This window comes from Scytonema hankhaensis NUACC26, assembly GCF_045865695.1.
Lineage (GTDB): Bacteria > Cyanobacteriota > Cyanobacteriia > Cyanobacteriales > Nostocaceae > Scytonema.
In genome coordinates this window covers 52,720-67,422 of sequence record NZ_BAACAP010000228.1, presented here as the reverse complement: position 1 = coordinate 67,422, position 14,703 = coordinate 52,720, and the positions used below count along the sequence as shown (strand labels likewise).

Below are 14,703 nucleotides of genomic sequence, written 5' to 3'. Positions count from 1 at the left end.
TTAAAAAGCATTGTAATTTTTTAAATTTATAAATATAGTTCTTTACAGAAGCATATAAAAATTCATCTAACACACTACAACATATTAATTTTCACCCGGAGGCTCTTATGGTAGCACTAACCGATCGCGTTCAGCGTCGTCTGACAATGCATTCTATGGAAATTGCCCTCAATACAACTGCAATCCGTTGCTTGGATTGGGATCGCGATCGCTTCGACATAGAGTTTGGTCTGCAAAATGGTACGACTTACAATTCGTTTTTGATCCGGAGTGAAAAAATAGCTTTAGTTGATACCTCTCACGAAAAGTTTCGCCAACTCTACTTGGATGCTTTGGCTGGACTCGTTAACCTCAATTCACTCGACTATTTGATTGTCAGTCATACCGAACCAGACCACAGTGGATTGGTTAAAGACGTACTAGCACTAGCTCCTCACGTTACTGTTGTCGGTTCAAAAGTGGCAATTCAGTTTTTAGAAAATTGGCTACATCAGCCATTTAAGCAACAAATCGTCAAGAATGGCGATCGCTTGGATTTAGGTAACGGACATATCCTGGAATTTGTCATTGCACCAAATCTGCATTGGCCTGATACGATATTCACCTACGATGCAAAAACACAAATTTTGTATACCTGTGATGCCTTTGGTATGCACTATTGTGACGACCACACCTTTGATGAAGATTTAGATCTCATTGAAGAAGATTTCCAGTATTACTACGACTGTCTGATGAGACCAAATGCTCGCTCGGTGTTATCTGCTCTCAAACGGATGGGTGAGTTACCATCATTGACGACTATCGCTACAGGTCACGGACCGCTACTCCATTACAATTTAACCGATCTTGTCAATCGCTATCGACAGTGGAGCCAAGAACAAGCCAAAGCAGAAACCACTGTTGCGGTCTTTTACGTCTCCGATTATGGATTTAGCGATCGCCTTTCACAAGCCATTGCCCATGGTATTTCAAAAACTGGGGTAGCAATAGAAATGATGGATTTGAAATCAGCCGATCCTCAAGATGTTAAAGAATTAGTTAGTCTTGCTAGTGGATTAGTCATTGGAACCCCACCAATTTCAGGTTCTTCTGCTGCTTCTGCCCAAACTGCCCTCAGCACTATTCTTGCTACAGCTAAGCCCAAACAAACTATTGGTGTATTTGAATCTGGCGGTCAAGATGGTGAATCTGTCTATTTACTGCTCAATCGGTTTCGGGATCTAGGCTTAAATCCTGCTTTTTCACCAATTGTTCTAAAAGAAACACCAACAGAAACAACATATCATTTGTGTGAAGAAGCTGGGACAGATATGGGACAGTGGTTGTCTCGCGATCGCAGTATCAAGCAACTCAAATCCTTAAATTCCGATCTAGAAAAAGCTTTGGGACGACTCAGCAATGGGTTATATATTCTCACTGCTCAAAAAGGAAATATTAGCAGTGCCATGTTTGCTTCTTGGGTAGCACAAGCTAGCTTCAAGCCTTTGGGAATAACAGTTATGGTAGCTAAAGACCGTGCTATTGAGTCTTTATTACACGTAGGCGACCACTTTGTTCTCAATGTTTTAGAAGAAGACAACTATCAAAAATTGATGAAGCACTTTTTACAACGCTTCCACCCAGGAGCCGATCGCTTTGCAGGTATCAAAACTTATCCAGCAAACAATAATTGTCCGATTTTAGCAGATGCCCTTGCTTATATAGAGTGCGAAGTCAAAAGCCGTTTAGATTGCGGTGACCATTGGGCTATCTACAGCACTGTCTCTGTAGGTCGTGTTTCAAAACCCGATGCTCTCACTGCAGTTCACCATCGTAAAGTTGGGAATCATTATTAAATTGCTCATGGCTAATATTAGTCAAATTAGCATTGCCCACCCTACTAGCTAACAACTAACCACCAACAACTAACAATTAACCAATATGAAATTACGTGATGTTCAAGTTGCTTCGATTGGCGCTCATACCACTGTGTTGCGATCGCGCACGTGGGATCGACTTAAGTTTGAAGTAGAATACTCTTTACAAAAGGGTACAACTGCAAATTCTTACCTCATCCAAGCTGAAAAAACAGCGCTTTTAGATCCTCCAGGAAAATCATTTACAGAGATTTTCCTACAGCAGTTACAGCAGCACCTAAATCTCAAACAACTGGATTATGTGATTTTGGGACATATCAATCCCAATCGCTGTGAAACCTTAAAGGAGTTGTTGGAACTGGCTCCTCAAATCACATTTGTCTGTGCGAAAGCAGGCGCAGTTGCTTTACGTGCAGCTTTTCCAGAAAAAGAGTTAAAAATTAACGTCGTTAGGGAGGAAGAAGTTTTAGATTTAGGCTTAGGTCACAAATTGCAATTTCTTCCCGTTCCTACTTCACGTTGGCCTGATGAGCTTTATACTTATGATTCCGAAACTCGCATTCTCTTTACTGATAAACTGTTCGGTGCTCATATTTGTAGTGATGAAATTTTTGATGAAGGTTGGAAACTTCTAGACGAAGACCGACGCCACTACTATGATTGTCTTCATGCTGCTCAGTCTCGGCAGGTGGAAATAGCACTGGATAAATTTACTGCTTTATCAGTTAGTTTCTACGCTCCCGGTCACGGTCCTCTTGTACGTTACAGCAAAAGCCGACTCAATCACGACTATCGACAGTGGAGTCAACAGCAAAAGGAACGAGACTTGACAGTTGCTCTACTTTATGCATCCGCATATGGAAATACAGGCACTTTAGCACAAGCGATCGCCAAGGGTATCACAAAAGCAGGTGTCGCTGTAGAATCAATAAACTGTGAGTTAGCAGAGCCATCTGAAATTCAGTCAGTCATCGAAAAATGTGATGGGTTTATTATCGGTTCCCCCACATTAGGAGGACATATGCCCACGCAAGTACAAACTGCTTTGGGGATCGTCCTTTCCGTTGCTGCCAAAAACAAGTTAGCAGGTGTATTTGGTTCTTACGGTTGGAGTGGAGAAGCCGTTGATGAGATTGAAAGCAAATTGCAAGATGCAGGTTATCATTTTGGCTTTGATACCATTCGAGTCAAGTTTAAACCTAGCGATACCATTCTTCAACAGTGTAAAGAAGCTGGTACTGATTTTGCTCAAGCGTTGAAAAAGGCGAAGAAGATTCGGACTCCCCGCCAACCAATTAGTGATTCTCAAATTGACAGAACCGAGCAAGCTGTGGGACGAATTGTTAACTCTTTATGTGTACTATCTGCTCAGCGTGGAGATGTTAAGAGTGCAATGTTAGCTTCGTGGGTGACTCAGGCTAGCTTCAATCCTCCTGGTTTAACAGTTGCAGTTGCTAAAGACCGAGCCATTGAATCTATAGTGCATACAGGAGACGAATTTATTCTCAATATTCTCAAAGAAGGGATGAACTTGAGGCGACACTTCCTTCAACCCTTTGCACCAGGAGAAGATCGCTTTGTTGGTTTAGCAACTCAAACCACTGAAAATGGTTGTCCTATCCTCAGTGATGCTCTTGCTTATTTGGAATGCAGCGTTCAAAGCCGTATGGATTGCGGAGACCACTGGCTTGTTTATGCGATCGTTAACAATGGTCAAATGCTACAACCAACAGGAATGACAGCAATGCACCACCGGAAATCGGGGAGTCAGTACTAAATGGTTAGTTGTTAGTTGATAGTTGTTAGTTGTAAAGATTAACTACTAACTACTAACCACTAACTACTAGCTACTAAGCACTTACCACTAACTACCAACCACTAACCACTAATAGGAGAAAAAAATGCAAGGATTGTTGAAGAAATCGTTCATAATAAAAGATGAATGGCTAAATAGAACTTTAATTGTACGTTGTCTTGAAACCGTACAAGATTTAATTGTCATTTCTTTGTGCATTGGTTTATTTAGCTTAATGGCAATTCAGTTGCGTGCTATGTTCTATTCTTTATTGCCTCCTCTGAATTTCCAAGCAGTGACTTCAGATATTTTATTTCTATTGATTTTAGTCGAATTATTTCGACTGCTGATTATTTACTTACAAGAACAACGAGTTTCTATTGGTGTAGCAGTGGAAGTTTCAATAGTGTCTGTTTTGCGAGAAGTTATTGTTAGGGGAGTACTGGAAGCACAATGGAATCAAATTTTAGCTGCTTGTGCTTTTCTATTAGTTATGGCAGTGTTACTTATAGTTCGAGTGTGGTTACCACCAACTTTTAATGGTATCGATCCGGAAAAACGTGCTTCTTTGAGAAATCAATTATTAGCATCAGATACAAGAAATTTGGAATAAAATATAGCGATTTTTTTTGACGGCAAAGCATGAGCCGTAATCGCTCGCTATCGCCGTCCATCTAGGGTATTGCGATCTGCATCCGGAGCGCAGCAGCGAAGCGATCGCACCTCCCAAAATGAAATTCTGTACTGCATTTAGCCTGAAACCCATCGGCTTTCAGCCGTGGGTGTGGCTCATTGTTGTCTTCTAAAATATTCAATGCAAAGCTTTCTCACAGAATCGTTCTCGGCATCGAAAAAGCTCTGTGTGCGAACTTCAGAAAACCCCAACTCCTGAAACTGGGCAAGTTCTTCTTCTGACAAAGGCCAGGGCGGACCATCAACCTTAACATTGGCATCGCGAACACGAGTAATGACCAACAATGTTCCCCCAACCGCTACCAATTTCCCAATTGATTCTATAGCACATGAGCGTACATTGAGCGGTAATGCTTGAATATTGCGGCATTCAAAAACAAAGTCAAAAGCACCATGCCATACCGGAGCTAGCGCGAATAAATCGGCGACGAGGTAGTTAACCTGTGAATCAGGAAATCTTTTCTGACACCAAGCGATCGCGGTGGGTGAAATATCAAACGCGGTTACCTTGAAACCTCTTTTTTGCAAAGCTTCAGCATCATCGCCTAACCCACAACCAATGACTAATGCAGACCGACTATTGACCTGCCTTTCCTGACGCTGTAGCCAATTTTCTAAATAAGGATGAGGTGTCATTTTTGCCCACGGCACTTGCTTTGAATCGCCATTGGCTTCGGTGTATAATATTTCAAACCATCCGTCGGGGTCTGATTGTCGTAACGATTGAGTCGCCAACCGCTTGACCTTCTGTCGCAGTTCTTCTGATTGTTTCTCAAGCATAGTTTTTGGTTCTGTGAGTCATTAGACAGCTTTTGCCCTACCGCTCAATAAAGTCTACTCAGATCTACTCACGTATGAGCAAATCTCTTCAACCGGAAAGATAGCGGTCAATCTTTCCTACCTTGAAGGATTCACGCCTTCACAGACGGATGGATTCTTGATTCTCGTGCTTGTGCCGAAGCGCGTGGAAACCCAAGATTTCCGGTGTTCGCCAAGCCATCACCCGCAGACCCTGTAAGAGTAGGTGTACTAAACCAAGCATGACGAGAAGCGACCTTCAAGTAATGCTTATGGAATCGCTGCCAATGTGCAAAGACGTGCTGACGAGCTTCGGGGCGAACCGAAGTCTGAAAGGCGTATCTCGCTGGCAGTTTCTCATGGTAAATCCCCATGCCACGACGGGCTAAAACTAGACCGGCGGCGCTATCACTAGCCATACCATAACGTTTCATATATTTGACAACGCCGATTTGGCTAGAATACTTGGGACTAACCTCGATCGTTTTAATGCCTAGCTTTAAACATCGAGCTTTTAACAATTCAAAGAACTTGGCATAAGCAAAACCAGAGAGCATTCGATTGTACTTGCGTCCGCTATGAAATTGCCTCTTCTTGTGGGAAAAGTCTAACTTCTCAATCACAATTGGCTTTTGAGTTACCAAAGCTCTGTTGGTGATTTCTGTCACGGCGTAGGCTAATCGAGCTTCTGTTTGCTCGGTTGAACACGAATGCAAATCTAAGTTAACTTTTCCCCATGCTACGGGATTGCCGTGACGATTAGTCGCACACCAACCAATAGTTCCGGGATTAATATCTAAGCCAATACAGCCCCATGATTTGTCATGACTGGTAATAGAGAAGTTGACTAAACAAGTAATAGCGACTACCCACTTTCCTTTTTGATTAAGGCTAAACACATAAGTGAGAGCGTTGTTTAATGCCCAAGCGGTCACTAGCTTGTCATATCCATACTGATTAATTTTATGAAGTGGTAAGGTACAATATTCGCCGTATATTGATTCTAAAAAATAAGGCACACGAATTTTTAAACTGGGGATGACACCCGGTGTTAGCTGACAGATTTGATTGCTGTTAGTTTCATGAGTACTCCCGACAAATGGAATCTTACCGTTTAAACCCAAATTTACTTTGATCCCTCGTTTGATGACTTGAGATCGGCGGTCTTGATACATCCGCAATTGACGCTTTTTTTGATGCAATTGCTGTTTAGCTAGTTGCAAGTAAGTTTGACCATGCGACTGACCATTAATGGGGCAAGCGTCATCAAATTCTGGTTTTCTCTTCAGTAATGGGACTTTCTTTAGCTTTCGGGTTTTAGTTTTTTGGGGAGACTTGATGGCTAATTTATGCTTCTCTACTGCTCGAGCATACTCCCGATGATTCTTCAATCTTTTGAGAGATCTCGCAATTTCTGCCTGAACTGATTTGATTTGGGCATCTAGTATATCAATATGTCTTGTCTGGCACAACCGAGCTGACTCTAACTCCCCTGACACAAAATTTATCACGCTATTGGCATGGCGCTTGTTGACCCCAAATGTGTTTTGAATTAAGGAGTTTAACTTCTGCTTTTTCAGATTATCTTGCAAGCCTTCTAATGCCATAACAGACATCTTTGCTGCTATAGGTGAGAACTTCTCTAACATCTCAAGCGCTTGTGTTTCCCCCGTTAAATTATTAGAGATTTGCGTCACATAAGTTTGATAAACTTGAGGCATTTGCTTCACCACCTTTCCACCGAGATATTATGCTATGACCGCGACAAGATGTTTAACAGAGCAATACTTAAAATGGTTTGAGATTGTAGATGACTTGTGAGACTGACCGAAAACAGCAAAAAGTAGAGCAACTTGATTGAAAATTGGAAGTCTTAACGTCAGAAGTTATTTAATATTTTCTTACTATTTTATCTCAAAGAGCTAATAATAGTCAACCTCTACTCAAAAAAGATGAGCAATGAGCAGATCTGAGCAGAAATTATTTAACAGTTTCTCGCCCCTACCCCCTACTCTGTTTTACCCAAATGCTAAATTCTTCTGGCATAAATTTTCTATATAAGGGGTATCGTTTTAACTGCTTTTGAGTGAGATAAACATAATCGCAAATTGCCTCTTTCAATTGAGTGGTTTTATCTATTGTCCATGCTTCTAAACACGCTCCCGTAAGCTTTGCTTGTCGAAAATCCGCTTTTATTGCTCTCGCTTTCGTCAGGTTTGCTCCTTCTAAGTCGGCATATTCAAATGTTGCTTCACTTAGATCTGCTTCTGTAAAATCAGCATTGCGGAGATCTGCTCCTAACAAGTTAGCACCTTTGAGGTTACAACCAGCATAAGATTTTGTGGCTACCCTTTTTGTAACGACTACATTTCTCACTCGTGAATCGGACAAAATTGTATTGTCAACTTTAGCTGTTTCAAGATATTGCGCTAAATGAAAGTGCGTGCGCGTCAGCGTGGCATTTGTAAAATCTGTATTTTTGAGGATAGCATGAGCAAAATCAGCATGAGTTAAGTCAGCTCCTTTAAAACTGGTTCCCCATCTGACTAAAATAGCGATCGCAATCTTCCTCATCCAGCTAAATGCTTTATCTTCTGCTAAAATTTGCCGTGCTATGTATCTCACTATCATTGCACCGCTAGCAATTCCAAAAGCAGTTGTCATAAGGATTCCAAATAGAGCTTCGGTTTTGGGCATAGATAAGATTGCGTCGTTACGAAGAGACCGAATAACTGCTATACCGAGTGTAACTCCAAGTATAGAACCTTGGATTGCGGTAGCTATAGTTATAAATGCAGTGACAAATACAGCTATAACTCCGTATATCATCTCAGAAATTGTCACAGCTATAGTGGAGATTGCGATCGCAATCGTACACAATCCTACAGCTATACCAGCTGCAACTATTCCAGCACTAACGCTAAAAAAGTTACCTGTGGTTAGTACAAATATTACCCCAAATATAACTCCAGTGGTTGCGATCGTTCCTAAAGCCGCTCGTAAGTTATGAGGAATATTGAACAGTATATAGACAGCAAACAATTCTGAAACAAGTGTTGCTGACAAGATTTTTCTTGGGGTTACCGTCAGAGGAAAAAGTACACATCCAAAAAAAACAATAGCAAATGTAGCTGTCAATCCCAAGAGTGCTGACAGGATGACTGCTATAAATACCAAACGCATTGCTTGAGATGGCTGTAAACCAGCCGTTGCTTGACTGAAATTAGCACCTGTAAGGATAGCATTAGTAAAATCTGCACCGCGAATATCCGATTGAGAAAAGTTAGCACCCGTAAGGTCAGAACCTCTAAAGGAACAACCTCGTAAGTCTTTGCCTGAAAATGCGTGAGCCATGATAAATGGCACCTAAATGATAAACTTAGATTATCGCTTTTTTTTGACGTTTAAAGTACCCAGAAGGGGAATTTTGAATTGAAAAGTCAGATTCCCAACTTCTTGAAGGATACAGAGTCGGGAATGAGGGGCGTCCAGTATTTCAACTGAGTTATTGGTAGTTATTGTGAACTTGGTTGCCACTAGCAGGTAAAATCGTACTTCGACACTCTCCAAAACCTATCCTGACAAAACCTGGTTTCTCACAGTAACCGCGCAAGGTAACTTCATCACCATCTAATAAGAAAGAGCGCGTCTCACCTGTAGGTAGTTCAATCTGATTGACTCCACGCTGAGTTATCTCTAACAAACATCCTTGTGAACCAGTTGCAGCACCTGAAACCGTCCCACTAGCTAACAAATCGCCAGAACGAAGGTTACAACCATTACTTGTGTGATGAGCGAGCATTTGTGCTATTGTCCAGTACATTTCTTTAAAGGAGCCACGACTTAAGCAGAATTGTTCTATTCCCTCCTCTTGCATTTGGAGCGATCGCAAGAACACTTCTAGTGTAATATCAATACTTCCCATTTCAGTATTTTCTGGGGAAGACAGATAAGATAGCGGCAAAGGGTCTTCCGGACTGCGTTGAAAAGCTGGAGTTCGGAAAGGTGCTAGTGCTTCGAGAGTTACTACCCAAGGTGATATAGTCGTCGCAAAGCTTTTAGCTAAAAAAGGACCGAGAGGCTGATATTCCCAAGCTTGAATATCCCTTGCTGACCAATCATTAACCAAACATAGCCCGAAAATATGTTCTTCGGCGGTATCTATGGAGACGGGTTGTCCTAACTGATTGCCAGTACTCACAAAGAAACCAACTTCGAGTTCGTAATCTAGCATCTGAGTTGCTTCAAAACTAGGGGTGAGTGCTTCAGGGCTTTTTCTCTGACCCTTGGGGCGCATAATAGCCGTGTCGCTCGGTATAATTGAGGAAGCTCGTCCGTGATAAGCGATAGGAATATGTTTATAATTAGGCAAGAGGGGATTGTCTGGACGAAATAGCTTTCCTACATTGGTCGCGTGAAAAATTGAAGCATAAAAATCAGTATAATCACTAATATTAACTGGTAATAAAAGCTTAGTATTGGATATAGAAACGAGCATTTGTTGTGCTGTAGGGGAGCGATCGTTCCATTGCAGTAATTGGCTCAGGTGACGGCGTAACATTAATGAAGCCTCACTTCCGAGTGCCATCAGTTGATTTAAATTGGATTCCCCGCAAACTGCTTGTAGATGTTCGGGAAGTTCTTGCAAAAGCCCTGTTCGCAAGCATAAGGACAAATCAAGTATTTGGTCGCCAATAGCAACACCAATGCGTGAAGGTTCGGTACTGTTTAAAAGTTGAAATACTCCAAAGGGTAAGTTTTGAATTGGAAAATCAGTGTCTTTGCGATTGGCAGATTCTACCCAACTACGCAAGTTTGGATCGTGGGTGGTGTCGATAGGACGGCTCATAACATTTGCAATGACATTTGAATTTTGAATCAGCAGGTCAATTACTCCCTTCCCGCCAGATGATTACCATTACAGGTAGGTAGGGCTATGCCGCACATTCGCCATTGTAGGGCATAGCCCCACCTACAAAGTTCAGTAATTTTAGAGCAGAAAGGGAGTAGTTCGAGTTCTGCTAGTATGTATTGTAGTGAAATAAAGTAATATTCTATTGCTTTCACTTCCATTCATCTGTTTGTCAATAACTATCCGTATTTATTGAGTTTCGTTTTCTTACAAAATCTCTGGGCGCTTCATACTTCTGTATCAAAAGTAGTCAGACGTTGTAGCGAAGGTCTTCTATCTCACGATCGCACTGGCAAATTCTATTTATGAATAATCAATGCGAACAAATTATGGATATTTTAAGACTGGAATGAAATCATCCAAAGAAAAACAACTTTGCGAATTTATGGTAAGCTTCTACAATATTCGTATTACGAAATACTTTGACTCCCTTTGGTCTCTAAAATTACCGATCTTTGTAGGGTGGGCAGTACCCACCCTAGGTGTTTGGGTAATCTTCTGGCGGAAAGGGAGTAATTACTTAATGCTGAATTAACTGTGCTGATTGGTTCAAACTTTACATTCGCTCACTCATCAAAAATTTTGAATTAACTTAACAAGAAAATCGTTTGTGGAATTCTGTAAAAGTTCCTTGTTGTTTGCTGTTGTCAAGAACAGAAAAAATCACACTTTTAAACCTGCCCCAAAATTGTCCGCCAGCTAATAAGAAATCTGTAAAGATTTGGGCAACCATTGCTGGATCGTTCTTAAAGACTCCACATCCCCAAGCGCCTAAAATCAAAGCATCGCAACCGCCAAAGGCTGCCAAACTCAAAACTTTTGAGGTACGACTAATAAGAACTTCAGGTATTTTCACGCTTAGATGCTGTTGATTTTTCTGAATCATTCCAGCATTTGGTGCTGGACTGGTGATAAAATCTACAACATACTGCTGTTCTAATAGGTTTCCATCATCGTTTTTGAAAACTGGACAACTCGGAGAATAAATCATCCAATTCGAGTACAAAAGTGATTGCCCAGAGCGATGAAAATCATAATATTCACGGCATTTCAACTGGCTTTTGTAGAGTGCAGAACTTCTTGCTAAACTCTCTTCTTGTGCTTGAGAACCTTTGAGAAATCCACCTCCAGGGTTTTTCGCTGAAGCAAAATTCAGAACTCCAATTTGTTGAAATTTCCCTGTTTTCGCTATGCGTTCTGCTCCCATCAGCGTTGTCTCATTCCTCACTTCAAATTCAGTACTTGAGAAACGAGGAACGCTCTTCAGCACTTCAAATTCAATTTGAGAGAGATTGTCAGGACTATAACATTTTGTCTTATCTAAACAATACTCTAATTCGGGAGCGATATAAACTTGATTGCCATTAGGAGAGATGTAGCTACCAATTTCAAGAATTTCTAGGGTATTTTGGGCTATAGCAATTCGTCTCATCGGTCGCCTTTTAGAGAGATTGTACTGCTTTACTACATTGATGTTACAATCAAAAATACATAATTGTCAAGTCCCGATTTAGTCACGTTACGTGTTGAGTCCTAGGAAAAACAGATAAAATTTCTTGTGGTGCGGGCGTCCCCCTATCTCCTTACGGAGACGCTACGCGAACGGGTTCGCCAGTTCCCTGCGGAGGGAAACCCTCCTTCAGGACTGGACTCACCGCCCACCATTAATACAGGACGGGCGAGGACGCCCGTTCCACAAAAAAATGCTGTGCTTTTGGACTTGAAAAACTGCTGTATATTCTGCTGTTATGAAAGGCAGTGGCAATGAAAAAGGTAAAGTTGGGTGGGCATTACCAACCCAACGCCCAATTTTCAAGACAGATACCCACGGGTAATTGCTCGCAATGAGGGCATGAAAATAATTCTTTTCCTATGCCCAATTCTCAATTTTCAAGGCAGAACTTTACTGATTAACCTAAGATAAAGTCTGCACTAATGATAACGTTCTGGGTGTTCTCAACAAAGGCAATCAAATCACCTTTATAAAGAATATCTACTCCATTGTTATAGTTACTTAGGGAGTAATCACTTAAACTACCAGTGACTTGAATTTTGTCACCTTCTGAGTAGTTAAAGTCTTTAATGGTATCAAATCCCAATCCATTATCATAGACAATTCCCCATTCGCCCAGAACAAAAGTGTCTGCACCTGCACCGCCAGTTAAAGTATCATAGCCGTACCCACCAGTAAGCTTGTCATTGCCAGCTTCACCATAAAGCTTGTCATCGCCACTACCACCGTCAAGATAATCATTGCCAGCACCACCATAGAGGAGATCGTCACCGTATCCACCATAGAGGGTATCGTTACCAGAGTATGTTGGATTCAGACCGCCATAAAGGGTATCATTGCCATCTCCACCGTAAAGAGTGTCATCTTGATTACCACCATACAATGTATCATTGCCACCATAACCATACAAAGTATCGTAGCCGTCGTAATCATCGTAGCCAGAGCCGTAACCAGAAGCAGGATAGCCATAGATAACATCGTTACCACTAGTACCGTCAAGAATATCGCTGTAGGAGGTTCCGTTAATAGACATAATTTAAGTTCCCTGTATTTGTGTACTAAGGTTGTGTAAAACTGCGTTTCCGGTGCAGTTATAAAAGTTATCTGGCTTAAATCGAGGATTTACGCAATCTATTGATAAAGAAGGTTTCAATTTTTTCTATCAACTCATAACTTTATTTGATAGAAAAATCAATCAGCCGTTCTTGGAAACCCAATCCACTTGTTGCGCTTCGATAATATTGGGAACTTCCAAACGGTTCCTCATACGGTAAAGCACTTTTTCAGGTACTGTGGTGTCTCGCTCGCGATTTCTGTGCAACAACTCATCCCAAGACGCTTCCAAGTAAACGATGCGAACCCTTGCTTGATAACTGGAGAACAGGCGAATCAACATCCCGCGTAACTGACGGCTCAGGTTCGTTGCATTCCAAACAAAAGATTGTCGCGATCGCAAATATTCTTTAGCGATCGCTTTTGCACGATTAGCGACAACCCCTTGGTCATCTTCTGGATCGATACCCATTGTCTTTCGCAATTCATCCAAAGAAATAACCTTCGAGTCTGCCAGATTTTCCTGAATCCAAGTATCCTTACCAGAACCAGGCAATCCTGACATGAGAACAACTTGAAAACGAGTGTCATCATAAGCATCATAATCTAGGTAGCTATTCTCTTTTTGAAAATAAATAAACCGACTGTGAGCCGACCGAAACAATCGCGGATGCTCCAAGCACATATTTTCCTGACAAAATTCGCGGAAAAACTCAATGCGCTCCAACAACTGCACTTGGTCATTGCAGTAACGCCCCCGAACATCAGCTTCAGCCAGCATTGCCAACATATCGCATCTTATGATTTGACTCGCTTTGATAACAGACCGTTCGGGATTGGGCTTATCCCAAAACCACAAAGGCAAACTACCAAATTTTACCAAAGCAACAATTGCTTCCCGTTCTCTCAAAGGAACATTCAAATCCCAAAGAATCTCTTGTGCCATTTTTGCTCCTTGTAGGACATGACCCTTAGAGGAGATAGCACCATCTTCTATTTGAGTAGCAGCAGGTTTTGCAACATCATGTAGCAAAGCAGCAGCAAATAAAACCGAACGTTCGTTTGGAGGCAGCAATCGCCATTGAGGTAAAGCCACTAATGCTTCACATACCAAGCGGGTGTGTGTGAGAACATCACCCTCAGCATGGTAGCGCGGGTCTTGAGGACAGTCAGCCAAAGCACTGAGCCAATAGAACTCAGATTCCAGCGCCGACCAATCGATCGACCAATTCGTTTCGTCAGGACAGTGAGGAAACGACCAAGAGATTGAAGAAACAGAGGTATTCATAATTGGAATAAATCGACATCAGGACGCAAAATATTAGGTATGATGGGGCGATTGAGCCAATGCCCATCTGATTGCTGGATAGTGGTTAAAAAGCTCGAACGAACGTATTTATAGCGAGCAGTCACCATATCTCCCAATTCGACCTTGATATACAAACCTTCCATAAGATTTGTTTGGTCGGTTTGTTTGAGAGAACGTTCCACATCCAGTCCCCTTTCGTGACAAAGTTCTTGAAAGCGTTCTAAATGTTGGGGAGTTTGGTAATGAGAATTGCCCAGCAATCCTATGAGTTGTTTGTAAGATTGGAGTTCTCCAACAAATAGAATTGGTACGGAAACCAAAGGTAACCCAGCCAATAACTGCTTGCGACTAGACGTACTGAGAAATTGTTGCTTTTCTAAATCCAGCACATCGTACTCAAGAAAGTAATGAGGTAAAGCGTCGTAAAACACCGTGTGTTTGGCATAAAGCCATTCACCAAACAAAATATAACGAGTTCCCAACACCCGCCAAAAAGCAACTGCATGAGTATTTGCCCACTGTTTGAACAGATTAAAGTGCTTTTCCCTCTGTCCCCCCGTGAGATAGTGTCCCCGACTTTGCAATTGAAGTTCACCATCAGCACTAAAACTAATAGCAGCATTTGCCCCATCTACTTTTTCTTCGACGACGACATACTGCTGTTGTATGGCACTAAAAGGAACGCTATCGAGGTCTTCATCCCCAGGTTGCGATCGCGAACCCTCAATATGATGAGTACGCGGATATTTGTATATTTGTTTTTCCATTGCTTTA

Annotated in this window: 11 protein-coding genes; 3 read left to right on the top strand and 8 right to left on the bottom strand. The window is 41.7% G+C overall.

Annotation, left to right across the window (positions count from 1 at the left end):
• Window positions 1-107: 107 nt before the first annotated feature.
• From ACKTT2_RS34040 to ACKTT2_RS34030, 3 genes are all read left to right on the top strand, one after another.
• Window positions 108-1,835, top strand: coding sequence for a diflavin flavoprotein (locus ACKTT2_RS34040; RefSeq protein WP_407895127.1), 1,728 nt, complete (start codon window positions 108-110; stop codon window positions 1,833-1,835).
• A gap of 85 nt (window positions 1,836-1,920) precedes the next feature.
• On the top strand, window positions 1,921-3,633 hold the full coding sequence (locus ACKTT2_RS34035; RefSeq protein ID WP_407895125.1) for a diflavin flavoprotein: 1,713 nt from the start codon (window positions 1,921-1,923) through the stop codon (window positions 3,631-3,633).
• Window positions 3,634-3,757: 124 nt separating this feature from the next.
• Window positions 3,758-4,264 (top strand): phosphate-starvation-inducible PsiE family protein, encoded by a 507-nt coding sequence (locus tag ACKTT2_RS34030; protein WP_407895123.1) that lies wholly within the window; start codon window positions 3,758-3,760, stop codon window positions 4,262-4,264.
• 176 nt (window positions 4,265-4,440) lie between these two features.
• On the opposite strand, the gene ACKTT2_RS34025 is transcribed toward ACKTT2_RS34030, so the two are convergent.
• From ACKTT2_RS34025 to ACKTT2_RS33990, 8 genes are all read right to left on the bottom strand, one after another.
• Window positions 4,441-5,124 carry a class I SAM-dependent methyltransferase gene (locus tag ACKTT2_RS34025; protein ID WP_407895121.1) on the bottom strand — a complete coding sequence of 228 codons (684 nt, stop codon included), beginning with the start codon at window positions 5,122-5,124 and terminating at the stop codon, window positions 4,441-4,443.
• Window positions 5,125-5,255: 131 nt separating this feature from the next.
• The gene (locus tag ACKTT2_RS34020; protein WP_407895119.1) at window positions 5,256-6,863 is read right to left on the bottom strand and encodes an IS200/IS605 family accessory protein TnpB-related protein; all 1,608 of its coding nucleotides are present in this window, start codon (window positions 6,861-6,863) and stop codon (window positions 5,256-5,258) included.
• A 280-nt stretch (window positions 6,864-7,143) separates the two neighbouring features.
• The gene (locus ACKTT2_RS34015) at window positions 7,144-8,496 is read right to left on the bottom strand and encodes a pentapeptide repeat-containing protein (RefSeq protein WP_407895117.1); all 1,353 of its coding nucleotides are present in this window, start codon (window positions 8,494-8,496) and stop codon (window positions 7,144-7,146) included.
• Window positions 8,497-8,647: 151 nt separating this feature from the next.
• Window positions 8,648-9,991: a fumarylacetoacetase gene (gene fahA, locus ACKTT2_RS34010; RefSeq protein ID WP_407895115.1), complete on the bottom strand. Its 1,344-nt coding sequence runs from the start codon at window positions 9,989-9,991 to the stop codon at window positions 8,648-8,650.
• A 655-nt stretch (window positions 9,992-10,646) separates the two neighbouring features.
• Entirely contained in the window at window positions 10,647-11,486 is an 840-nt protein-coding gene (locus ACKTT2_RS34005; protein WP_407895113.1) for a TIGR02452 family protein, read from the bottom strand.
• A gap of 478 nt (window positions 11,487-11,964) precedes the next feature.
• Window positions 11,965-12,600 (bottom strand): calcium-binding protein, encoded by a 636-nt coding sequence (locus tag ACKTT2_RS34000; protein WP_407895111.1) that lies wholly within the window; start codon window positions 12,598-12,600, stop codon window positions 11,965-11,967.
• Between the two features lie 162 nt (window positions 12,601-12,762).
• A complete protein-coding gene (locus ACKTT2_RS33995; protein ID WP_407895109.1) occupies window positions 12,763-13,908 on the bottom strand; it encodes an AAA family ATPase in 1,146 nt (381 codons plus the stop codon).
• Window positions 13,905-14,696 carry an RNA ligase family protein gene (locus ACKTT2_RS33990; protein ID WP_407895107.1) on the bottom strand — a complete coding sequence of 264 codons (792 nt, stop codon included), beginning with the start codon at window positions 14,694-14,696 and terminating at the stop codon, window positions 13,905-13,907. The genes ACKTT2_RS33995 and ACKTT2_RS33990 overlap by 4 nt, the downstream gene beginning before the upstream one ends.
• Window positions 14,697-14,703: the final 7 nt, after the last annotated feature.